This is a genomic window from Mesorhizobium sp. BHscii (assembly GCF_053848065.1).
In genome coordinates this window covers 119,303-141,684 of sequence record NZ_JBSPKW010000015.1, presented here as the reverse complement: position 1 = coordinate 141,684, position 22,382 = coordinate 119,303, and the positions used below count along the sequence as shown (strand labels likewise).

Annotated in this window: 14 protein-coding genes; 8 read left to right on the top strand and 6 right to left on the bottom strand. The window is 60.1% G+C overall.

The annotated features are described in order from the left end of the window. The first annotated feature begins 38 nt into the window (after positions 1 to 38). The 4 genes from ACWTU7_RS20970 to ACWTU7_RS20955 are packed head-to-tail and all read left to right on the top strand — an operon-like array spanning position 39 to position 2,448. Positions 39 to 416 carry a calcium-binding protein gene (locus ACWTU7_RS20970; RefSeq protein WP_455840058.1) on the top strand — a complete coding sequence of 126 codons (378 nt, stop codon included), beginning with the start codon at positions 39 to 41 and terminating at the stop codon, positions 414 to 416. Positions 417 to 428: 12 nt separating this feature from the next. Then, positions 429 to 1,259 carry a thermonuclease family protein gene (locus ACWTU7_RS20965; RefSeq protein WP_455840057.1) on the top strand — a complete coding sequence of 277 codons (831 nt, stop codon included), beginning with the start codon at positions 429 to 431 and terminating at the stop codon, positions 1,257 to 1,259. Positions 1,260 to 1,316: 57 nt separating this feature from the next. Then, positions 1,317 to 1,805 (top strand): hypothetical protein, encoded by a 489-nt coding sequence (locus ACWTU7_RS20960; protein WP_455840056.1) that lies wholly within the window; start codon positions 1,317 to 1,319, stop codon positions 1,803 to 1,805. Positions 1,806 to 1,842: 37 nt separating this feature from the next. After that, on the top strand, positions 1,843 to 2,448 hold the full coding sequence (locus ACWTU7_RS20955; RefSeq protein ID WP_455840055.1) for a BRCT domain-containing protein: 606 nt from the start codon (positions 1,843 to 1,845) through the stop codon (positions 2,446 to 2,448). Between the two features lie 1,130 nt (positions 2,449 to 3,578). On the opposite strand, the gene ACWTU7_RS20950 is transcribed toward ACWTU7_RS20955, so the two are convergent. After that, the gene (locus ACWTU7_RS20950) at positions 3,579 to 4,229 is read right to left on the bottom strand and encodes a hypothetical protein (protein ID WP_455840054.1); all 651 of its coding nucleotides are present in this window, start codon (positions 4,227 to 4,229) and stop codon (positions 3,579 to 3,581) included. 750 nt (positions 4,230 to 4,979) lie between these two features. Between ACWTU7_RS20950 and ACWTU7_RS20945 the strand changes: the two genes are divergently transcribed. After that, on the top strand, positions 4,980 to 5,375 hold the full coding sequence (locus ACWTU7_RS20945; RefSeq protein ID WP_455840053.1) for a hypothetical protein: 396 nt from the start codon (positions 4,980 to 4,982) through the stop codon (positions 5,373 to 5,375). Between the two features lie 87 nt (positions 5,376 to 5,462). On the opposite strand, the gene ACWTU7_RS20940 is transcribed toward ACWTU7_RS20945, so the two are convergent. Beyond that, positions 5,463 to 5,879 (bottom strand): hypothetical protein, encoded by a 417-nt coding sequence (locus ACWTU7_RS20940; protein WP_455840052.1) that lies wholly within the window; start codon positions 5,877 to 5,879, stop codon positions 5,463 to 5,465. Positions 5,880 to 6,009: 130 nt separating this feature from the next. Between ACWTU7_RS20940 and ACWTU7_RS20935 the strand changes: the two genes are divergently transcribed. After that, the gene (locus ACWTU7_RS20935; RefSeq protein WP_455840051.1) at positions 6,010 to 7,236 is read left to right on the top strand and encodes a hypothetical protein; all 1,227 of its coding nucleotides are present in this window, start codon (positions 6,010 to 6,012) and stop codon (positions 7,234 to 7,236) included. A gap of 558 nt (positions 7,237 to 7,794) precedes the next feature. Here the strand turns inward: ACWTU7_RS20935 and ACWTU7_RS20930 are convergent. The 4 genes from ACWTU7_RS20930 to ACWTU7_RS20915 all read right to left on the bottom strand — a co-directional run bounded on the left by ACWTU7_RS20930 (position 7,795) and on the right by ACWTU7_RS20915 (position 16,876). Beyond that, complete coding sequence (locus ACWTU7_RS20930; protein ID WP_455840050.1) at positions 7,795 to 9,636, bottom strand: hypothetical protein; 1,842 nt, start codon at positions 9,634 to 9,636, stop codon at positions 7,795 to 7,797. A gap of 702 nt (positions 9,637 to 10,338) precedes the next feature. Beyond that, positions 10,339 to 14,343, bottom strand: a complete 4,005-nt coding sequence (locus ACWTU7_RS20925; RefSeq protein WP_455840049.1) for a DNA/RNA non-specific endonuclease — start codon at positions 14,341 to 14,343, stop codon at positions 10,339 to 10,341. Further along, positions 14,340 to 15,581: a hypothetical protein gene (locus ACWTU7_RS20920; protein ID WP_455840048.1), complete on the bottom strand. Its 1,242-nt coding sequence runs from the start codon at positions 15,579 to 15,581 to the stop codon at positions 14,340 to 14,342. Before ACWTU7_RS20920 ends, ACWTU7_RS20925 begins: the two co-directional genes overlap by 4 nt. Beyond that, the gene (locus ACWTU7_RS20915) at positions 15,578 to 16,876 is read right to left on the bottom strand and encodes a hypothetical protein (protein ID WP_455840047.1); all 1,299 of its coding nucleotides are present in this window, start codon (positions 16,874 to 16,876) and stop codon (positions 15,578 to 15,580) included. The genes ACWTU7_RS20920 and ACWTU7_RS20915 overlap by 4 nt, the downstream gene beginning before the upstream one ends. A 901-nt stretch (positions 16,877 to 17,777) precedes the next feature. Here ACWTU7_RS20915 and ACWTU7_RS20910 point away from each other — a divergent pair. Beyond that, positions 17,778 to 19,634: an alpha-amylase family glycosyl hydrolase gene (locus ACWTU7_RS20910; protein WP_455840046.1), complete on the top strand. Its 1,857-nt coding sequence runs from the start codon at positions 17,778 to 17,780 to the stop codon at positions 19,632 to 19,634. A gap of 69 nt (positions 19,635 to 19,703) precedes the next feature. Further along, positions 19,704 to 22,181, top strand: coding sequence for a family 16 glycoside hydrolase (locus ACWTU7_RS20905; RefSeq protein ID WP_455840045.1), 2,478 nt, complete (start codon positions 19,704 to 19,706; stop codon positions 22,179 to 22,181). Positions 22,182 to 22,382 lie beyond the last annotated feature (201 nt).

The following is a 22,382-nucleotide window of genomic DNA, read 5'->3' as shown; positions in this document are numbered from 1 at the left end:
TAGCGCATGATCTAGCCCGGGGTTGGGGAAATTCATTCATGGGCGTGCGCGAATTTTCGTGCGTGTTGTGCGGAGTGCTCTTCTCGGGCTACGCGGCCGACTACTTGGACCATCACGATACGGTGACACTCGCGGCTGGCGACGCAGGCCATGCAAATCTGCTTCTTCAAACGGCCGACCCGTTCAATCCGAACAGTCAGAACACGCATATCGAGGGCGACGGCGTGCGCGCTGCCGCAGTCGTCGATAGGTATCGAGGGGTGTCGGCGGCGCCGTCGCAATCGTCACGGGCCGGCGGCGGCGATTTGGATTGCGTAGGCGGCAGGGGAAACAATCCCGTCGTGGTTGGTCCGGTGAAGATCAACGGCGATCCCAACAGGCTGGACCGCGATCACGACGGCGTCGGGTGCGAGTAGGGGCGACGGACGTTGGACAGCTCTCGCTACGACAATCGATCTGCCCAACGGCGCAAACGGAGTGGCGCCAAGCTGCGGCGTGTGCGCCAATTGGCCGGCATTCCAAAGCGACTGATCATCGTAACCGTGGCTGCGATGGCGGCCTACGCAACGCAGTTCGTCATGCCGCGCTTTGACCGCATGCCTCACCTCAATCTTGCGAACTGGACCAGCACGAGCCCGGCGCCGATCGCCGGTATTGCCTCCGTGATCGATGGCGACACGATCGAAATTCACGGACAGCGGATCCGCTTTAACGGAATCGACGCGCCAGAAAGCCGGCAGTATTGCGACGACGCCAAGGGCTTCGAATATGCCTGCGGGCGCCAAGCCGCCGAAGCACTGGAAAAGTTCCTGGCGGCCTCGAGGCCAGTGCATTGCAGCTTCGTCACCTGGGACCGTTACGGCCGTTTTGTCGGCGACTGCCGGCGCGCCGACGGCGCCAGCGTCGCCGCCTGGATGGTCGAGCACGGTCAGGCGCTCGATTGGTCTCGCTACAGCCACGGCGCGTATTTAGCTCAGCAGAGCAAAGCCGAGAAGGCGAAGGTCGGCCTGTGGGTCGGAACGTTTCAGGAGCCATGGGATTGGCGTGCTGAGCATGCGGACAGTCAGCAGCCAGCCGTCAGTCAACCGCTCGGCATAATCAACCGCAGGCAGGTAGCGCAAAGCTACTCATGCCAGCCGCGGCGGACGTGTTCGCAAATCAGCTCGTGCGATGAAGCCCAATGGTATCTCAGCAACTGCCCATGGAGCCGCAAACTGGATCGAGATGGTGACGGAGTTGCATGCGAAATGCTCTGTTAGAGAACGACTAATGGCCGCGGAATTTTGGCGGACTGAATAATTTGGGTGGGAGGGTAAATGGAAATCGGCCGGCGTGCCGCAGCTTCGGCTGCGGTTGGTTTTGCGCTTGCAAGCGCATCATGCACAACGTCCCAAGAGGCGCTGAATAAGAACCCCCAGGCAGTCAGCACTTCCGCGCTTTGCAGATCATATGCCTCGACGAGCGATCAAAGCTTCCGTGACGGTCTCTACACGGAGCTTGCTCGGCGATCGGTGACGCCACAGCAATGCGCCGACAGGATCAGAAAGCAGAACCAAGCGATCGCCGCGGGCGTGGCGATCGCCGCGGTAGGCGCAGCCATCGCGGTTTGCTCGAACAACAACTGCGGCGGCGGCGGATATGGCAGGCCGAACTATTATCAGGGCGCCGATTGGGATGAATTCTACAACCAGTACGGCCAATTGGTTTGGGCGTGCCGCGACATCTCTAGCGGGCAGTTCGTCGACTATGGCAACTGCTACGGCAAGGCGCAAACGGATTGGCGTTGGCCTGCAAAGTACGCATGAGGAATGGGTTTCTTGAATGAGGAAGAGGGAGGTTTTAGTGGGCGACAGATTTTACAATCGCGTTGGCGGTGATCGCATCTCATCGCGTCAAGTCGACGAACTCATCGGACTTGCGCGCGGTCTGGCCGCGGATGGAACCATCAACAAGGCCGAGGTCGAATTCCTTCAAAAATGGTTGGCGGCGAATGCGGAGATCAGCAATCAGCCACTTATCCGAACCTTGTATGGGCGCATCAACGATATCCTCGCAGACGGCGTGCTCGATTCGGATGAACACGCCGAACTCTTGGACACGCTAAACAGCTTTTCGAATCGTGATTTCGAACTTGGGGAAGTGCTAAAGCCGACAACGCTGCCACTCTGCAGGCCGGCCCCAACTTTGACCTTCGCCGGCCGGCTGTACTGCTTCACAGGCACATTCAATTTCGGTCAGCGAAAACACTGCGAACAGGCCATTGCAGATCGTGGTGGCTTCACGGGAGGTCTGAGCCAGAAGACAGAGGTTTTGGTGATAGGGGCGTATGCCACCGAATCGTGGAAACATTCGTCATTTGGCGACAAGATCGTGAAGGCGACCGACTGGCGCGACCAGGGATTGCCAATCTCGATTGTGGCCGAGAGCCACTGGGCTAGCTTCCTCTGAGAGCGGGAGTTCACGGCATGAACCTTAGACGAGGATTCTCCCGGCTATGGTGCGCCTTCTCGGTGCCGTGGATGGCCTTTTGGTCCTGGCACGATGACTTGCCTTGCTTACTGGGGTTTGGTCTCACCCATAAAAGCCCCTGGTGTAGCACCGGGCTTTACCTGCCGGTTCGTCCTAACATTGAAACGGCCGAGCTGATCCTAGGAGTGCCAATGGCGATTGCTGGGGCTATGGCCCTGGTCATGTGGGTAGCCGCCGGTTTCAAGGCACCGAACTGACATATCCCCATGTGCCGGGAGGCGACGGAATCCGCGCTGCGAACGAAGACAGCGCTCCTATACTTGTCGCGCAGAGTTTCGCGATCGTTTCGCTTAGCGACCTGAATTGCCCGTCGCGTTGCGCCCGGGCCGAGCCACGAGCGGAGTGCATCATCCTTGGCAATGAGGTCGCCCAGAGCGCCAAACATCGTCGCGCTTATCGCTTGCTGTTGGATGCGTAGGTGGTCCTCGAACAGCTTGTGCCGCGAAATGTACCCGGCGTTCGATGGTGCGTCGAACTCCGAGACGCCAGCAGCCGTCGCAAGCGTCCTGAATGTCTGCCGCTGGTCATTGCCCCACTTGCCTAGAACATCCCGATCTTCCTTCTGCTCGGCCAGATCTCCGCTTTCGCTGTCTGCAGGGAAGAGCCAACTATTGGCTTCAAGGGGAAAGATGTAGCGGCCAAAGCGGATTGCCCGCGCGAGGCAAAGGATCATCTGGCGCGAAAGCGGAATGTCAAATGCGCGGTCGGCTCCCCTTCGGTCGCGGGATGTGCAATACACGGCGGCGACGGAGGTCGAGATGCTACAGCCTAGCCTCCATCATCGCCATTGGGCGGCAGCCGGAAAGCAAAGAAACAGATGGAACTCACGACGGATGGGGTTCGGGAGTGCCGCGACTTGTTGGAACCAATGGCGTAAGTCGTCTAGGCCCATCGCAGTATTCCGGCGATACTCAGAATTCCAATCCACGACGCTCGCGGGGTTATCGGCCGGCAGGTAGCGATGTGCTTTGCGCGCGTGGTTGTAGATGGCGCGGAGCGTTCGCATGCTGCCGTTGGCAATATAGGGGCCATGCTCCCTAGTGATCTCGTCATTGCTTTCCAATGACCTTGGCCGGATCGTCGGCGAGTTGTAGCAGGGGTGTGGCGAGCCAATCCTTTAAGAGGCGTTCGACGTGGTCGCGATAACCTTCAATTGTCCCCCCGCTCCGATTGAGGTGGGCGTCTCGATACCGCTCCCACGCTTCTACTAGGGTCACGCCTTTCGCGGCTGCGTTATGCTCCGATGGGATTGTCGCCTCCCGGTTGGGTGCCGCGGCTTCGTTGGTCTCGACCGCCAAACCAATCGGTTTCGGATCTGGGTGCTCACCCTTCGAGATTTGAGCGAGATACGATTTTGGCCGTTCCGCGTGCTTCGCGTGTTGACATCGTCTCAGCATTGCCGATCCGCACGGAGATCGAGGCGACACGCTTGCCATTCTTTCGCGGTCTCCCTGAACGGCAAATATCCTGGTCCGCCGGCCGATCACAATGTGGAAGCCTTTTAGCTGTGTGTCGCGTGCGCGGTACTGTCTCGACTTCGGAGTTGAGAGATCGCTGATTACGCGATCTTTAAGGAGAATACGAATGTCGCCCATAGCGTTGAGTCTGCGAGCGTGGAGTTCTTTGATTGGAAATTCAGCCGGTTTTTCAGCCGGTGTTAGGATCTGCGGGTCAGGAGTTCGAATCTCTTCGGGCGCCAACAACTTCAGATATTTAGCCGAACCTCATCGTTTCAAATGGCTGACTTGAAACGGTTTTTGAAACGGTTTTGCATCGTGGGATAGATTCGCGCGGCTGGGAGAACTGCAGCGGAGGATCGGCGCTTCGTTGAGCACCGTGGACATTAACAGCAGGCCGTCCTCGCTGTCCGCTGTTGGCCAGAGCGGCCGCTCGTTCCGCGACTGCTTCTCGGCTGTGCGCCCCATGTCGGCCATACAACGGGACGACATCGCCGCCGGAAAGCGGACATCGCGCAGGAGATCGTCGCCAATGAAGAGGCCCCATCGTGTACATATGTTATGGAACTGTCGGATGCACCAAACGTAGGTAAAGGTCTTAAATGCCGAGCGTAACCATTGACAGCAATCTATGGGAACAAATCGTCCATTGGCACGTGTTTAAGTTTGATCCCGGGCGGCAAGGAACGCTTAGGGCCGTTAATGCCGCAATCGGACGGGGGGTCATCAAAGCCGATAGTGCTGAAAGCGTTGCTACAGTTGAAGGAGTTCCAGGCAAGGAACGCGGGACCTTTCTCACAAACCAGCCTGTAGAGCCACGCGTAAGGGTATTTCAAGGAGAAACCATTGTGGTCGCGGGGCCAAACCAGTCCAGCCGGCCACCAATCCCGCCTGTGCTGAATGATCGTCTCAAAGATGCGATCGAGCTTGGCATCCGTTTGATCGGACTCCCGGTACACAGCGAACTCGAGCTTCCCGAGGATTTCTATGCCGATGAGCCGCCTGCGTTCATCGATCGATATGCAAGGGCGCAAGAAGCCCTTATCAGGCGCGGTGTGGGTAAGGCGCCTTTCCTACAGTTTGCGAGCGAACTGGCAAGACGGGGGCCGCTCTCACATGTTTGCGCTGGACACGTTACCCCAAGTTCCTCTCACCGATGATGATCGGCGGAAACTTGCGGCGTTGGTCGCCGAACAGGCCGATGGAGAGCTTGTGGCAGCGCATGTCGGTATGGGGAACGACTGGCTGATAACCGAAGACAAAGCCGGGTCTAGCAAGCTGCCGGCGTCCGTGTTCGATGCTGCGCACCGGCAGTGGCTGCTGGAGGACTTTGGCGTGAAAATCACAGATCCGAAAGGCTTGGCAGAGCTTGCCGAAGAGCGGAGCTAGGTCCCTATCGCTGCCGCCAGGCGCCCATTTCGTGTCGCGAGCTCGTCAGAATGTGGCGCCAGCGCGTCGTTCGCCGGGGTAGTGAACTCACCATCTCGGGATGCATGGCCGCCCAAAGCGATCAACCCAGCTCTGGCTCTTGGCATCCCATGTACAATCGGTATTTGATCCTCCCGCAGCCTGCCGGAAAGCAAGACGCCCGATTGTCCCCGAAACGGGTATCGCGCGGGCGAAAATGTTCGCCTCGGGACTGGCGGGCCGACGCAATTTCAATGTCACGACCACGTGGCTATGGTCACGGCAGACAGCCGTGCCGTACCGCTCGTATTCCTCAATCATATCCTCGTGGATTGGGAGCCAATCGGTGCAGTCGTCATTTGTGGACAAGAGGACAACCGCCGGGTCGTTCTCGTCCTCTTTGACCATGCCGGTTAAATAGAAATCTCCGCTTTGCTTCAGTTCGGAGAACATATTCCTGGCCGAAAAGCGCTTCTTAGCGGGCACGTCCCCCTCCCACGTATGAGCTCTCCACGATCATGAACAAAAAATTGTATGAAGCAAGGCCCTTGCTTCGATCCAAAAATTAAAAGATGATAGCACGTGGGGCCCAGCAATAATTTGTTTGGGGGGTGAGATGTTGCGCGTTCGTCAAAGCATGCGGCGCATTTGTGCCGTAAGTTCTATTGCTGCCTTAGTTTCCGGCTGCGCCGTTGTAGACGTGGTGGCGCCGCGAGCGACCACTTTCAATAAACAAGCCGCAGAAGCTGGGGTCAAAACAATCCTGACGAATATTGTGCGCGCGGCGTACGCCGAGCCGCTTCAGTTTTCAAACTTGGCCAGCACATCGGCTCAGGGCACCATGAACGGTACGATCGGGGCATCAATACCCTTTCCGTTCCGAGGGGGAACTGGTCCTCTCCCTCTCCAGACCATTACAGGAACGATTAACTCGACATCGACTGCCGGAAACACAATCACCGTCAACAACCAAAACACGCAAGAGTTTTATCAGGGTATCCAGACGCCGTTGTCCCAGGCGGCAATGTTCTCATTGATGTCAGAAGGATACGACGCAAGGATTATCTTAAGTGTATTCGTGTCTGATATCATTCTCACAGGTCCTGCAGGTACCAAAGTTATACGAAACGATCCGCTCCAGCCGTCCGAATGGAATAATTTTTACTCGGCGGTTGATAAGCTGATCGATAACAATCTGGATGGAGAAAGAATCTCCGACGTCACTGCAATCGGTCCGCGGCTTTCAGCAGGTCAAGCACGTGATCCGCAGGTGCTGGCCGCGCTTATCGCGGCGCCAAGCGGCGCGCCGAGTCTCACCGCGGATAACGGGGCCTATGTCCTTACCAAACGCGAAGCGGGATTCAGGTACTGTTTCAGAACAGAAGCCACAAAGGTCATTCTGGCATATTACGGTTACCCCAATCCAGATCCTCAGCAGACCTTAGCCCTAAATGCCGGCGACAAGTGCGGCGCGTCAGCTACGGAGCGAGCGCTGCCAAACGAGGGCGTGAAGCTTCAGTTCAGGACGCGATCCATCAAAGCGGCCATCTTGTATCTTGGCGCCCTCGCGCGTGCACAGATAGGGCTGAGTGCGAGGGGTGCGCAGCCCTTGGCCGTACCACACTCCGATGGATCTACCTTTTTTGTGTTCAGGCTGCGTCGGGGGCTGAGCGACAACACGTGGCTGACCGTCAATCATCGAGGTCAGCTTTTCAGTCTGGCAAGCGATCCAACCGGTTTAAAAGATGGCTCAACACGGGTCATGCAGCTGCTGACCGACGTCCTGGCACTCCAGAGTTCCGCAAAGGACGCTCCCACGACGAACATTATCAGTGTTCTCTAAGGCATCCTCGGATCTGCATCGGTCGGCAGTTGGCCTAGCGGATTATCATCGCAGGTGCGATGGACATAAGCCCCTGATAAGATTCGAATAATGGTACTATGCTAAGGCGCGGGGTTTCCCGTGCGATGAGCCCGAGCGAAAATCGCACCTTCAGCTGATCGTTTCCGCGCGCCCCGGCCGCCGGTTCACGTTGAGAACAGCGCCCGCTATGGCTGGAGGGATGGTGGACAACGAGCGGCGGATGCTAACGCATGTTGGCGCGTGCCGCGACCGGTTGGCTCTTATTGTCGCGGATCCTTGAACACCGCCTCGATCGCCCGCGTGCTCCTCGGATTGTCGGCCATCGATGCAAACATGCCGCTCTGCCACGCCAAGACGGCCTTCTATCCTTCATCGCCATGATAGACTGAGGGAACATCATCGAAAGTTGCATCTGATCCAGGCGCTACCCGCTTGGCAAGGTCCTCAACCGTACCCCGCGGCAAGAACCAGCCGAGCGGCAGAGACAGGTCGTTGGTTCTGATGACGCTCTCAAAGACACCCCAGTCTGATGCCAGCTCAGCCTGGGGGACAGTTGTAACTGCCGCACAGCTGGGAGAGCAGCGCATATCGGGCGGTCTCACCGCGCCGGGAACGCGCTTTCAACAGCGAGGTGATCGGGTCGAGAAAGAAGTTCTGGGCACCCACGCCCCGTTCGTAAGGCACCTCGGCTCGAATCGAAATCACGTACACGCTGAATTTTACGCCGCAGGTTTCGACCCGGGTGTCCGGCGGTGAACGGGGATCCGCGACCGGCACGTACTGAGGCGAGTGGTGGCAATCAGATGCCACCGTGGGTGGTTGGTACGAGCGCGGCGGCTGTAAACCGAGCAAGGTTGAGCCGTCAAAATCTACGTTCGGATCTTGCAGCTCGGCTAGGATATCTCGTGCGGTCTCGCCACCCGAATTATCAATGTACCCGCCATCGACCAGCGCAATGCTTTGTCCGAACATACCGTGAAGCACCCGGCTGGGGGTTACGTAGGGAAAGCTGGCGCTAGCAATCGCGGCGTCCATCAGATGGATATCCGAGGATCGTATCCCAGCCTCATCGTCGCCTTGCCAATTCAGGTCCAGCAGACCTTCTTCAAACCTTTGCTTTGGAAAGCTGAACACGAAGGGCGCGAAGACGTAGCGCTTCCCGGACATCAGGTTGGTAGCGACGTCAACCAGCGCGGGCCGGTCATTCAGGACAAGCTGGTCTTCTGCCCCCTTGCTCCAGTAGTGCTCGAAGTACAGCGGATTCGACTTGTCACGGGGTAAATGGATCGAGTTGAGGATCGACTCGCTCAAAGCGTCCGAGCGGTCCCCGTCCCCGAAAACCGGCCAGAACTTGTTTGGAAAATCCTTGAAGAACAACGCTGCGAGCACGGGTGACAAATGGTCAGCCGACAGGCGATCGATCGACTTCGGGTCCTCCTCGTTGTGGTCTTTACAACCCATAGGTTCGGCAAGATTGATGTCGTCTTGCAAGCCAGCCCAAAACATGGTGTTGCCAACTGATCCGCCCGAAACGCCTACCAACGCGAAAACGTGCTGGGCGAAGTTCGGGCAACGTTTCTGCATCTTGGAAAGAAAAAGGTCGGCATGCGCGGCCGCATAGCCGCCCCCACCCTCGGCGGTCACGAGAAAGACCGGGTAGGGTATGTCAGCATCTCCGTAGGCTTGCAGGTCATTTCTGCCGGCCAGCCACGTATTGAACGACTCCTGTAGCGACACGGATTGCCGCCACTCTCCACCGACCGCATTGGCCTTGGTGAGCTCGACCTGGCCGATCTCGTGGGGCCGCTCAATGAACAGGAAGAGATAGCCGAGGAGGACGGCAGCCGGAATGCCAAGAGCTGGATAACGCACCATCAGCTGCAGGCACACGGCGGTCAAGGCAAGGAATGCCAGCGTCAGCCCGATGCTGCCGAAGGCCCGCGGAAACGCGATCGGATACATTCTTGTAGCCAGATAGAGACAGAGCCATAAGATCATCGCGAGACTCAGGACAGCGACGGCAAGGCGCCAAGTTGGCTCGGGGCCGCGCTGCAGCCAGAAGCAAAGCATCAGCGTCAAGATCGCTCCGGCTGCGGCAATATAGACTGCAGCCCGATCGTAGTGACGAAACGCGACGATTAGCAGCAGAGCCGGCAGTGCGAAAAGCACGGTATCCAGTAGGCGCCAAATGGCGTTGCCGCGCTGGGTCAATGGCAACATTCCAGTTGCCGACGCCATTGCGAGAGCTGTCGCAAGCAAGGCAGTCCAGGCTGAACTCGCGTCGAAGAGTACGGAAATCTGGTCGCCCTCACGCGTTGCCACCACATAATAGACGCTGCTCAGCAACACGATCGGAAGCCGCTCAATGAGAGCGCGCATGCCCCAGATATTCGATCTCTCTGCCGACCGTCCTGACACGCGCACCCCCCAAGCAGCTCTCCCCCAAAGATTGAACCGGTGCGTGCAGCGCTCGTCAAGCGGCTAGAAAAGCCTTGAAGGCCGCGGCGGTCGCCGCGAGACGCCCACTTGAATGGCATGGTCCGCCACAAGAGGCCGACACATGTTCCCACTGACTGTCGATCTCGATAAACTATCTGACGACGACGAGCGAATGTCTGGAATACGACCGTTTCCCGGACAGGCGATTTGTCCGAAGCATTCAGCAGATCCTCGGCCTTATACCTGTCCTGAAATCATGATCGGATTTCGGTTGTCCCGAAAACGTTTGCCTTCGGGTTTAGACCAAGGCAGATCGCACCATAAAACGGCCTCTGACCGCAGCCAGCGATGACCGCAATGCGCCTGATTCTGGCCATTCAGGCGCCGCGTTAGCGCTCCTAAAAGCGGCTCATCTGTCCTCGAACTCAGCAATGGGGTGATTCGCTCACCCGGCGCTGGAGCTTGACGGTGCGCCAAGAGCAAGCGCAGCGTCAAGTTAGCGCCATCATTACTGGCGAGAATCGTGGCAGGTGAAAGCGGCCGACCGCACTTGAACATCGCGCAAGGTAGTGCAAACGACCAATTTGGGGTCGGAAGCCGAGCGGCAGCTATCCGCTCCACGCCGACGGCAGCGCGCCAGCGTCACGATTGCATGCGAGCGATTCGGACGAGTTCCTCGCCATTCGGCTTGCTGAATTGATCTGCCTGGCGCAGCTCCTCGGGAAATCGGATCGAGTTGCCGAGGCGCTCCTCGAGCGTGGAGATTGCGACCATCCTCCGCCGCCACTCGCGGGTCGGCTCGAACTCGAAAGCAGACGGTTCCATCGCTTCGTCAACAGCCGGTGTTTCTAGGCGGAGATCGCTCAGATCCTGATCTAGGACAAAGGCGAAGGTCTGCAACGACCCCGCCTTGGCGGCGACGACAACCTTCCAGTAGCTCCTGGGAATCTTGACCCGAAGCGGACCGTCCTCACCCACGCCGTGGAACTCGCGGTCCGTCTGCTGAAAGATCGGGCCGGCGAAGACGCAATAGGTTTCCACCTTGGCCTGCATCAGCACGAAGTTTTCGAGATCTCCCCAATTGTCGACCCCTCGTGCCGATTGATTGTAACCTGACACCTGAGGCGAGCAGTTGGTGGTGTGGTAGGTATCGCCGTTGGCCCGCTGGATCTGAGCGAAGGAGTTGCCGAAGCAAACATCGTCGCGCCGTACGACGTGGCCTTTGTCGAACGCGCCTCGATCGTTGCTGTAGAATTTGTCGGGCAGTTGATGCGAGCTTGGAATTCGGGGTTCCGTGACCCACTCCTCTATATTGTTCCGACCAAGTCCGGTCAGTCCCTTGCGCGAATAGTCACGGCCCGGTTCGGGACGGCGGCTTGCCTGACGACCATCTACGTTTGTGGCGGTGAACAGCGCGAGGCGGCGCGGCTTGTGCATGACGATGGAGAAATGCTCGTAGGGGATTGCATGGCGACCATCGGCCATACTCGAAACGGTAGTGAGATCCGTTACTGTGGGAAGTGGGACCAAAAAATTAGGTCCGAGAAACGCCGGATCATAGCCGGCTCGGGAAGCGTAGTTGCGGTCGACGATCGGCTGCTTGGGTGTGAGCCGCTCGAGGAGGTGTGTCCGGGCGCTTATCGCCGGAGCAACCGGCCGCGCCTGCACCGCGTCGGGAGTTCCCAGCCTGACGGAAATGGTGAGAGGCACGTTGAAGACGATTTCGCCGGCAATCGTGCTCTGAGCCGGCGAAGCGGCTCGCGAAGCATTCGGTTCGTTGAGTGCGCTGGACGTGCTTGATGTCATTGGTTGGGTGTCTCCCGGCGAATTTACGATCGCGACCGGGCTCAGCTGGGCCTCCGGCGCCAAAATCGGAGGCGTCAACAGTTGGTCGAGCAAAGCCTGTTGTTGCGGCGACAGGCTGGTGAGACTGCGGAGCCGGGCGATGATACTGCTGATTCTGGCACCTTCGTTGGCGATCCATTTGACTGCGGCTTCGCCCATGTCCGGCGTCCATATCCGATCATCGCGGCTTAGGATTCGGCCATTGGCATCCCGGGCGGCCACGCCGGAATGATGAAGTGCGATCATTTCCCACTGATTGTTGAACACCGGCGACCCCGATGAGCCAGGCAGGGTGTCCGTCCGGTAATGTAGGAAATTCTCGAGCCGATCGATCAGTTCGTTTTGCTGAAGCGCGATCTGTTTTGGACGCCCGTCAGGATGCTGGACGATGTTGACGGATTCGCCGAGCACCACCTTGCCGAGCTCTTCAGTGAGGCGATTGAAGCCGAAATCACCGATCGAGGACCGGCCATCCTGCGATCGCTCGGTAACGGCGACGATGGTGAAGTCGAGATCGGCATCTGTGTAGAAGAAGATGTTAGGCTCGAGCCTGAAGACGCTGAGCGGGAGCGGCCGCCCGTCCTCCCCGGTCTCATAGTCAAACTCCACCTCGGAGGACTGCGCCGCGAGAGCGTCCGGAAACACGTGATTGTTGGTCATGACCAGCCGCGGCGATACCAGCGAAGCCGTGCCGAACCCCAGCGTCGCGCCCGACGGACCGCGGACGACTACGCGCGCGACCGTGCGAGAGACCTTGGTGCCGATTTTCAGGAAGGCGGCTCCCAGCAGATTGTCGCCGCCGATGATCCGCTCGAGAACGATTGGATCGACTGTGCCTAGCGTTTCGAGCTGATTTCCGCCCGGCCCACCGGCCAGGATATCGCGGACGCCGGGCTGCGACAGCACGCGCTGGCTCCGCAACGCGATCCTGTCTTGGTCATCGACCTCGAGAAGGCTTCCCTTCCGCTCCTTGGCCTTGTCTATCTTTTCGATGTGAGCGGTTCGTTCCGCCGTGCGCTCGGCAAAGCGCTGCTCGGTGGCAGCGAGAACCGTTTCCGGCAGCGCCAGGCGCGCTGCAGCCGGAGGGAGCGAGGGCTCCGTGACACCCTGTGTCTCGAGGAGCATGGTTGGCGTAGCTCCTGCTGGCTGGGGTGGGTTCGGCATGATCGCAGCGCCGTTCGGGTCGAGGCGCAGGGTAAGCAGTCCCAAGCTGGCTTCACCGCCGCGAAGGTCACGAACCAGCTCGCGGCCCGGCCTGTTTGGCGAAAGGCCGGTGTAGCTGAGCAGCTGCCGGTTATTGCTCGAATATTTGCAGAACTTGCGCAGCAATGCGGTCAGGCCGCGAGCTCGCTGCAGCGCGTCCCGACTGAGCGAGCTTTCGAGCGTTCGCAGATAGAGGTCGAGCCGATCCATCGCGTAACCGAGGCCCTCAGTGAACATCGGCAGCCCACGCCCGGAAAGAAGCAGGAAAGCGTCGAGCGCCTCGTCGTGCCTTCCCAGCCGTGCGAGATGCTCTCCGCGGATCACCGCCCCATCCGGCAGCCATTCGAATTGGTTTGAAAGATTGTTGGTCCAGCTGTCCGGCAGCCGGTCCAACTTATTGAATCGAAGCAGAGTATAGCCGCCGACGACCGCAGCGACCGGATCTTCGAACTTCTCCGAAAGCAGGTGGTGGGCAGTCGATGTCTGACCATCGCCGAGGCTGGTCTCGACCTGCCTGAGCTCTCCCATCGCGCGATAACGAAGCAGCGAGTTGGCGGCAGCACTGTCGAGGTGAACATCGATCGAGATCACGTCCACATCCGACGTCGGATTCAGCGGCGCCGCAAGTCTCGAAATCTCGACCAGGCAGCCGTGTTCGGTAGAAACCGGAAGGGCGATATTCAGTGGCGGTCGGCCTGCCTCGATGACCTGCAGCGTGCATGGGGAGTTGTTGCCATTGACGGCGATCCGGATGCTTCGGTCTGCGACGCTCGCTATCCAGGGCGTGTTGTCGACCACCAGGTTCGATTTGAAAGAGAGTGGGTTGCCGCGGAAGAAAGCGAGCTGAACGTCAAGCGGTCCGGCAGCGGCCTGCACTGCCGCTTGCGAAGCGATGGCCGGCGCCGTGGCCGGTCCGGCCGGCCCCATGACTTCGAGGGTGGCAAGGCCGCCGCCCGCGGCGTGTGTTGGTGGCGGCGTGCCCGACTGCAATGCGGCGAATTCGGCAAGCAGCAAGACGCTCTCCGATTCCCGCGGTGCGGCCAGAGTGAAGTCGCCCGGGGCCGCGCCCAGTATCTCGAGGCCGATCTGCCGGGCGCCGGGGCGAGCGCCGCGGGGTGCGGATTCGAACGTACTTGCGCCAGTGACAGTCGTAGCCGCGAGCGCGCTGGCCGGATCCTGCGCCAGAGGCACGGGCGATCTCCAGCCCGCTTGGTCGACCGGCGGCGCTGAGCTGAGCGCAGTCTTGACCGGTAGGCCCATATACTCGGATCTCTCGTCCGTTTCCCTTGCCGACCGCTGCGACTCGCGGACGGAAAGCGGCACCTCGATCGGTTCGGGCGAGGGATTCTTCGGGATCTTCACCGCTCTCGACAGATTCTGGCCGCCCGGCAGGGAGGCCATAACATAATATTGACCGGGCGGCAGCTCTCGAACGGTCTGCAAGCTCGTGGTCCTGGCCATGACCGTGGAATCGAGGGCTCTGACCTCCAGCGGGATTTCGAGGTCCTTCAGCTCGTTCGAGCGAAAATCCGTGCTGAATTTGAGCGAGCCGGTCTTTCGACTCGGCCGGCGTCGGCGCGGGGTGCGCGCGGCGCTCATGACAGCTTCACCTTCGTCCGGCAACGCAGAGGCTCGACCGTGTGAGTGAACTGGTCGGCTTCACGCAGCCCGTCAATCTTCGGATTTACTACGGCACCGATCTCGTAGATTCCGGCGGGGACGTCCCTTCGGAAGGGATGAGAATCACGGTTCGACCTGAACTGCGCGAGTACCGCTGGCGCGCCTCCCAGCTTCAGGTCCACTGTGGTGCTGCCGAGCGCACGCTCTGGATCGACTTCGATCTGCAGTGGAACGATCGGCGTACCGCTGAGGTGGGTAAGCACTGCATCGTTGCCGCCACCATCCATGGTCCAGCTCTGCTGGCCGCCATATTCCCGGTTGACCTCTTCGAGCATGATCGGCAGGCCTTGGGCGATCGACTGCGTGGAGACATACCAGTGGTTCGCCGCCCGGCCGTTAGCCATTCGGTCGGGCGGGAAAGCGGCCCGACCCGCGAGACAACGCAGCAATGCTATGCTGAACAGGGTCTGGACCCGGGGAACCGCCTGCGCCTTGCCGTCAGGTGGCGAGGCGAAGAAGATCGGCGCCCGGCGATCGTCGAGGCCGCTTGCATGAACCTGGAAGACGTCTCCAGCACGCACATTCTCGAGCGAGAGGTTGGCCGGCGGCAGGTTTCGGCAGGCGTCGACGAAGTAGAACTGGGTCCGCGCGATGTCCGGGTGCGCTAACGAGGGCGCCATTCCATTGCGCAGGACGCTGCAATCCACGGAATGCATCGACACCGGGCCGGTGTCGCCGAAGCTGTCGAGCAGCAAGGCCTGGTTATTGCGTGTGATCTGTATGCCATGGCCGGCGAAGTAGAACAGCGTGCTATGGTTTTTGTTGGTCGCGGCATCGTTCCGCCAGGCTTCGGCCGCATCCCGGAACAGGGGCATAGAGCAATTGGGCGGGGCCAACGCGGCAATCCCGGGCGCATGTCCAGCGCTGTCCGATCGTTCTTCAGCCGAGGGCGTCAGCAGCAGCCGACAGGTCGCGAGCGGCTGTTCGAGCCGGTCGTTCTGACTAGCGTTAAGCAACCAGTAGAACATGAGGTAGGCAGTCAGTGAGGTCGACGACAGCGGCACCATGCCAAGCCCGTTCGCGCTCGGCAGTTTCGGATAGGCGCTGACGCCCGCGATCAGCACGTGCAGGCCCGGCTTGCCCGCAAGCTGCTTCCGGGCGTCATAGACCAGCCATGGTTCCATAGCTGGTCGCGCAGGCGGGAGAACGATGCTCATACCCTTTGCTCCAGTTCTTTGCCGAGAAGCGTGTAGAAGCTTGGCCGCTTGAGGTAGGCGCCATGTGCTTCCAGTGTGCTAGCTCCCGACTTGAACTTCAGGTCTTTGATGGCGAAGCGAGGATCGGCACTCTCGAATACGGGCGCAACGAGGAAGCTCAGCACGTCGACCGGGTCGTAGACGTTGAGCCAGGTCTTCACTCGCCCGCCGAACGGCTTGACCTTTGCCGGGGGTCCGAGTGCCCGGTCGCTCGCCAGGAACAGCTTCATCTCCTCGAACTGGCCGACCTGACCGCCGACCGAAATCCAGGCATCGACTTCCAGTGCAGGATCGAACGTCGTCAGCAGATCGAACAGGATGTTGCCGCCCATCGAATGGGTGATGAGCACCAGCGGCTCGCCGCTCTTACGTGCCTTATGGAGTTCATTAAGAACGAGCTTCGGGATAGGACCCGGAGATGCCCGATCGCCGCGATGCTGGAGATAGACGAAAACGTCGCCGAGGAACCGCCCTATCTGGGCGTGGAGCCGCGCCCGATAGGCATCAAGAGTGCCAGCCGAAAGTGCTCTTCCCGCTTTCGACTTTGCACGATCGAACAATTGCTGGATCCGGTCTTTGGCGCCGGTTAGCCAGGACGGGCCAAGTTCCTCGAGGTTGGTGCTCGCCCCGGCGTCGGCGGGTTTGCCGGCAAGGCTGGCACGCTTGGTGAAGCGTTGATCGAGGTGGTCGCGAAGAAGATCGAGCGCGGCGTCGCCGGAAGGCGCCGCTTGCACTTCAGCCACAACGGCGGAGTCCGCTACAATGTCCTGCGCTGCGGCAAGCAGCATCCCTTCAAGCGCACCGTGCGCTTCGGCGTCCGGCGTGGGGCCGCGATCGATCAGAGGTTCCTCCGAATAGATAAGCGGCGCCAACACCGCCTCGAGAAGCGCCTGCACATCGCGTCGCGCGGCCGCTGCGATCGGATCGACCGCACCGAGAGGCTCGAGTCCGCTTGCCCTCCCACTTTGCTCCTTCAGCAGCATGGTCATTTCCAGGTCGGATTGGAAATAACTTTGCGCCGCCCCGAGGTCCTCTAGGAGGCTGACGTTCGGCACCGTCGCCTGCCCCCAGGCATGGGTAACGCCCAGTCCGCCCCAATACGGGTTGATGATTTTCAGCCCGCCATAACGCGGATTTCGCTGTGCCAAGCGTTTTAGGAGGAGGCTCCGGATCAGCTCGTCGCGTGCGGCCACGTCGCGGTCGTAGCTTGGGTCATCTTTGCGAACATTCACGCCGTGGATGAAGCATACTGGCATCACATCCCTCCGCAGAAAATGAAACCTCCCGCTCCAATAGTCGCGCTATTCCTGGGTGTCCAATATTATTGTGAAGTCCGACTCCAACCGCAAGTTGTTAATGCTATACAAGAAAAGCAAGCTATATGTAGCGGATGAAACCCGGTGATGCAACTCGCATCAGTTCGCGGCGGTTCTTCACGCGACAAGAAACTCTTCATCGCCGAGCCGGCGATCATCCCCGTCGTCGGGGTGCAGCATCACTAACGGGGGAAACGCGACCCGGCGCCCTGCGTCGTTCCGACTGTCAGAGACGGCGATCTGATCACATACTATGGCACCCTATGGCACCCCATCGCACCAGGTCCGCTGATCTCGCTGGCGCAGCGGTATCGCCGCCCCGCGACGACGCCCGGCTTGGCTAACCTTCTGGTACACGTCAATCTTGAGAGACGTTGGACGACGTATGGTCGGTCACTACGCGTCAGGTCCGAGCATGTCCGCTTCACACGCGCGCTTGATGCAAGCGGCCAATCAACTCTCGGCCCCGATGTAGCCAGTCTGCATGCGCCCGATTTCGGCCGAAGCCGTGAGTGCCACTGCTGCTCCAAAGCGGACACTGAGCCGAGCAGCTTTCTTAAGTCAGCAGCGCGCTAACACTACAGTTGCGGTTTGGGTCGGGGTTCGATTGAGGGGCTCTTTTCCGTTTGAGAAAGGCGGGCTCGATACCCTGAGCTTGAGGGGCAGAACGTGCGACAAGGTAAGCCGCTGAACCGCTGTCCTCCAAAGCGTACGCGTTCCGCGACTTGTACTGCAAGTTGTCCAGCGACGTGCTATGCATTGCATCGATCTCGGGCTTCCGCGCGGCAGGTTTACGCGATGCTTTGGCCAGCGGTGACGCCGAGATGCATAGAGGTGGTCCGTGATCTCACTCGATGACGTCGGAGCGCACCCGCAACCGCCCGTGGCAGGGCTATGGTTGGTCAGGTTCGGCCTCTATCTCCCCGGAGTCACGTACAACAAGGGTTACCGGTTGAAGGTCCGGGTGATCCACGAGGCGGACCATTTCATCCGAGGCATCGATCCCAAAGAATTCTGGATGACGTGGATCAACGGATCACCGCTTGATCTCTGGACAGCGACGGTGCCACTCGTTGCTGATCCGCCACCCAGTCATTTTGGCCAGCCCGGACGTTACGTCTATCGCTACCAGCTGCTCCGTTCGGACGGGCGCCCCATCGCATTCTGGTTTCCGGATCCCTTCGCCCGGGAGACGGCGATCGGGACACTGTCGGCGTTTACGATTGATCCACAGGTGCAGCCCTTCGCGTGGTCCGACGCCGCATTCGTACCGCCGGACGTCGACCAGATGGTCGTCTACGAAGTCAACGTTCGGGAGTTCAACACGGACTTCGATGGTCTGACGAGGCAACTCGACTACGTGAAAGCGCTGGGCGTGAACGTGCTCGAGTTGATGCCCATCTCGAACGTAAAGGAAGCGGTGGAGTGGGGTTACACGCCCCTCGACTACTTCGCGCCGGACGAGCGGCTCGGCGGCCCGCTGGCGTTCAAGCGTCTAGTGAATGCCGCGCACGAGCGGGACATCGCCGTGCTCCTTGACTCGGTGTACGCGCATACGCACCCGGAGTTCACCTACAACCTCGTCTACGAGGCGTCCGGTGAGACGAACCCTATGCTCGGCCGGTTCGAGGGGGAGTTCTTTCAGGACTGGGCCGGAACGGACTTCCGGAAGGCGTTCACGCGTGATTACTTTTTCACGCTCAACAAATATCTGGTCGCGGAATACCACGTCGACGGATTCCGGTACGATTACGTCCCCGGCATGTACGACGGCCCTGCCGGTCAGGGGTATGCCGACCTCGTCTACCGGACCTACCAACACTCGAAATCGATCGCCCGGTTCCAGGCGGCGAGCGGACGCAGCCGGATCATCCAATGCGCAGAGCATCTCCCCGATGCGGCGGGAATTATGGCGCAGACGCACTCGAACTGCGCCTGGCAGAACGGCCTCCTCGACCGCGCGAGAGAGATGGCGCGGGGCGGTTACGTCACCGAACGGCTGGCCCATCAGCTCGATCCTGAGTTCCTGGGCTACCCCTCGGAACACACGGCCGGCGGTGACACGTTCCCCGTGGCCCCGTTTCAGTACCTAGAGTCGCACGACCACGGCCGCTTCATTAACCAGTTCGGGACGATGAACCTGCGGGACCTGCTCGGCGAGCGATACGGGAACCGGGACCGGTTCTACAAGATGCAACCGTACGTGATTGCGTTGTACACGGGGAAAGGGATTCCCATGCTGTGGCACGGGCAGGAGTTCGCGGAAAACTGGGGCCTGCCGCCCGGGGGGTTGGGGCGCAACCTGTTCGAGCGACCGCTGCACTGGGAGTTCTTTTACGACGAGGCTGGGAAGGCGCTTGTGCGCCTCCACCGCATCTTGGGAACGCTGCGCGGGACCCACCGTGCGCTCGGAAGCCGCGGGTACTATTACTACTACCACGACCAGGCGCACCTTCAGCGTGGGGTGCTGGCCTACAGACGAAAGGCAGACGCCCAGGGCACGAGCGTCACCGAGGATGTCCTCGTACTGCTGAATTTCTCCGACAGCGAGGCAGAGGTATGGCTGCCGTTCCCTGCCGCCGGCATCTGGGTGGAAATGATCGACGGCACTCTTTCACCAATCCAGGTGGCGCAGAACGGCCAATGGTTCCCGGCGATCGTGCCATCAAATTACGGGAGCATCTACAAACTTACATGAGGCGGTGAACTGATGCGGTTCAACGCCTCCCTGCGACTTTCACGTGAGCGCGGCAACTGGAGGTGCGTCATGGCAAATGTGGGGATCGAGAAAACCACCTTCACGCTGGACGTGATCGGGCGATTCACATGCAATGCTGACTGGGAAGCCCTGGCCGCGATAAGCCGGCCCCACGCACGACCTTTCGACATCATCGTGGTGGGCGGCGGTAGTTTCGGTCCGATTCTTGCTGAGAACGTCTACTTCGACGACAAGACTCACAGCCGACGCGTGCTCGTGCTGGAAGCCGGACCGATGGTCTTGCCCGAGCACCAGCAGAACCTCCCTGTGCTCGGGGGCGACATCGAAAATCTCGTCCGAGATGTACCTTGGGCCGCCGACGGGAAGCTCAACTTCGCAGGTCTGCGGGTCATGCTCGGCGGCCGCTCAGCGTTCTTCGGCGGCTGGTCGCCTCAGCTCCTCGACAACGCAAAGCACACGGAGATGCCTCGGGACCGCTGGCCGGACGCGGTGGTGACAGAGCTGAAAGACACGTATCTTCCACGTTCCGCCGAGCAGCTCGCTGTCGACGAGACGAACGACTTCATCTTCGGCCCGCTGCACGAGGTGTTGCGGCAGCGCCTCGCCGACGGGATCGATGGCGGAAAGGTTGATGAAGCCGTCCCGCTAGACGATCTCGACCTCCATCTCAAGATAGATCCGGCCACGTCGCCAGCCGAACAGCGGCTACTCCGCCTCGAGGCTCCCCTCGCGGTACAAAGCAAGTCGCCGCGCCCCGGTTTCTTCCCTTTTAACAAGTTCAGCACGGTGCCGCTGATCGTCCGCTGTGCGCGCGAGGCCCAGTTCGAAATTGAACGGCTGCTGAACGAGGATGGCACTGAAGGGGACGACACCAAGAAGCGCTTCATGATCGTCCCGAGAATCGTGGTGACGAAGCTCGAGACTTCGCCAGCCCCGAACGGTGAGGTCCGCGTTACTAAAATCAAGGCACGGCGTCGCGAGCCGAATGGCAACGAGGTGCCAGTCGACTTTCCCGTGGAGAGCGGGGCCAATGTCGTGATCGCCATGGGGACAATCGAGTCCACACGCCTCGTGTTTGACTCGTTCACCAACCTGCCGAACGTTGGCAGCAACTTTATGGCCCACCTCCGCTCCAATGTCGTCATCCGCATTCCGCGCTCGTCCTTGCCGCCGAATCTGCCGAGCGAGCTGCAATCCTCAGCGCTCTTCATGAAAGGCGCGCATAAGTTTGCGGACGGGAGTTTCGGCTACTACCACCTGCAGATCACCTCCGCGGGTCTCGACAACTTGACCGATGACGACCACGTCGAACTCTTCATGAAAGTGCCGGACATCGATTTTTACGAAGACATGATCGAAGCTGACGACCAGCACGTGGTCATCACGATCCGCGGCATAGGCGAGATGGAACCGCGCAATCCGGCCAGTCACATTAAGCGCGTCAGCGACTCGCGCGTTGAGGTGACGATCGTCCCGAGTGCGCGCGACGAGGAGCTGTGGAAGGCAATGGACACCGCGTCCGATCAAGTAGCGCGCGTCTTCGCCGCAGGCCGAGAGTTCGAGATCCGAAAGGCCGACCAGAGTTGGAAACCCGTGCCGTTCGCCGCGGACCTCCAGGACGATACGAACCTGCCGCTTACGTTCAGGGACCGGCAGCCCGGTGATACGCATATACCCGGCCGGCGCGATCGACTCGGCACCACGCACCATGAAGCTGGCGGCCTGCACTTCGGCTCCGATCCCGCGACCACGGTTACTGATGAACACTGCAGAATTCGCGGTGTGACGAACGCGTATGTTGCCGGTCCGGCGCTTTTTCCGACGATCGGCTCCCCTAACCCGATGCTCACTGGCACCGCCTTCGCGCGGCGTCTGGCGACGCATTTGATCGAGACCATGCCGCACCACGTCCCGACGGTGGACCCAGGCTTCGCTCTAATGTTCGATGGGCTGACGCTCGGAGGCTGGGCAATGTCGACGATCAGCGGAGAGCCGGGACGGCCGGGCCGATTCCTCGTCGTTGATGGCGCGCTCGAGGGGACGCACGCGACCGGCCTCGGTTTGCTCTGGTACACCAAAGCGATGCCGCTGAACTATGTTCTCAAGTTGCAGTGGAAGCGGTTCCGGCATGAGGACAATTCCGGCGTGCTGCTCCGCTTCCCGGACCCGCGAACGAAGGGCTACCGGAACACCGCCTGGGTCGCAAGCCACTTCGGGTACGAGGTCCAGATTGACGAGCTCGGCGTCGGCAATCCGAACGGCGCGAACAAGTTCCGCACCGGCGCGATCTACAATGAGGACAACCAGAGCTTTTCACTCAAACCCGCAAAACCAGCCGGTGAGTGGAACGACTATGAAATCCGCGTCGACGGCAACCGTTTCACGGTCTTCCTCAATGGCCAGCAGGTCACCGACTTCACGAACACCGATCCGAAACGGGGCCAGCCGGCGAACCGCCACATCGGCTTGCAGATCCACCCCGGCTCGCGAGTGGCGTTCCGCAACATTCAGATGAAGGAAATCTGATGAGCGACGAAGTGCCGCCTCGTATTACTGAATAGGATTGGCGCCCATTCGGACGATCGTCTGATTTCGTGAAGGTCCGCTTCTCCACCTTGGATGCGAAAAGCGGACCGGCAGCTTTCGTGAAGAGTTTCGGGCGCCGGCAGGCGTACGAAAGTCCCCGAGGAAGGAACCCGCGGGCCACAGGCGATGGCTATGGGGATT

Excerpts from the sequence above, each read along its gene's own strand:
- ACWTU7_RS20970 (WP_455840058.1), top strand. The coding sequence starts at position 39 with ATGGGCGTGCGCGAATTTTCGTGCGTGTTGTGCGGAGTGCTCTTCTCG.
- ACWTU7_RS20960 (WP_455840056.1), top strand. The coding sequence starts at position 1,317 with ATGGAAATCGGCCGGCGTGCCGCAGCTTCGGCTGCGGTTGGTTTTGCG.
- ACWTU7_RS20945 (WP_455840053.1), top strand. The coding sequence starts at position 4,980 with ATGAGCCGCCTGCGTTCATCGATCGATATGCAAGGGCGCAAGAAGCCC.
- ACWTU7_RS20935 (WP_455840051.1), top strand. The coding sequence starts at position 6,010 with ATGTTGCGCGTTCGTCAAAGCATGCGGCGCATTTGTGCCGTAAGTTCT.
- ACWTU7_RS20930 (WP_455840050.1), bottom strand. The coding sequence starts at position 9,636 with ATGCGCGCTCTCATTGAGCGGCTTCCGATCGTGTTGCTGAGCAGCGTC.
- ACWTU7_RS20925 (WP_455840049.1), bottom strand. The coding sequence starts at position 14,343 with ATGAGCGCCGCGCGCACCCCGCGCCGACGCCGGCCGAGTCGAAAGACC.
- ACWTU7_RS20920 (WP_455840048.1), bottom strand. The coding sequence starts at position 15,581 with ATGAGCATCGTTCTCCCGCCTGCGCGACCAGCTATGGAACCATGGCTG.
- ACWTU7_RS20915 (WP_455840047.1), bottom strand. The coding sequence starts at position 16,876 with ATGCCAGTATGCTTCATCCACGGCGTGAATGTTCGCAAAGATGACCCA.
- ACWTU7_RS20905 (WP_455840045.1), top strand. The coding sequence starts at position 19,704 with ATGGCAAATGTGGGGATCGAGAAAACCACCTTCACGCTGGACGTGATC.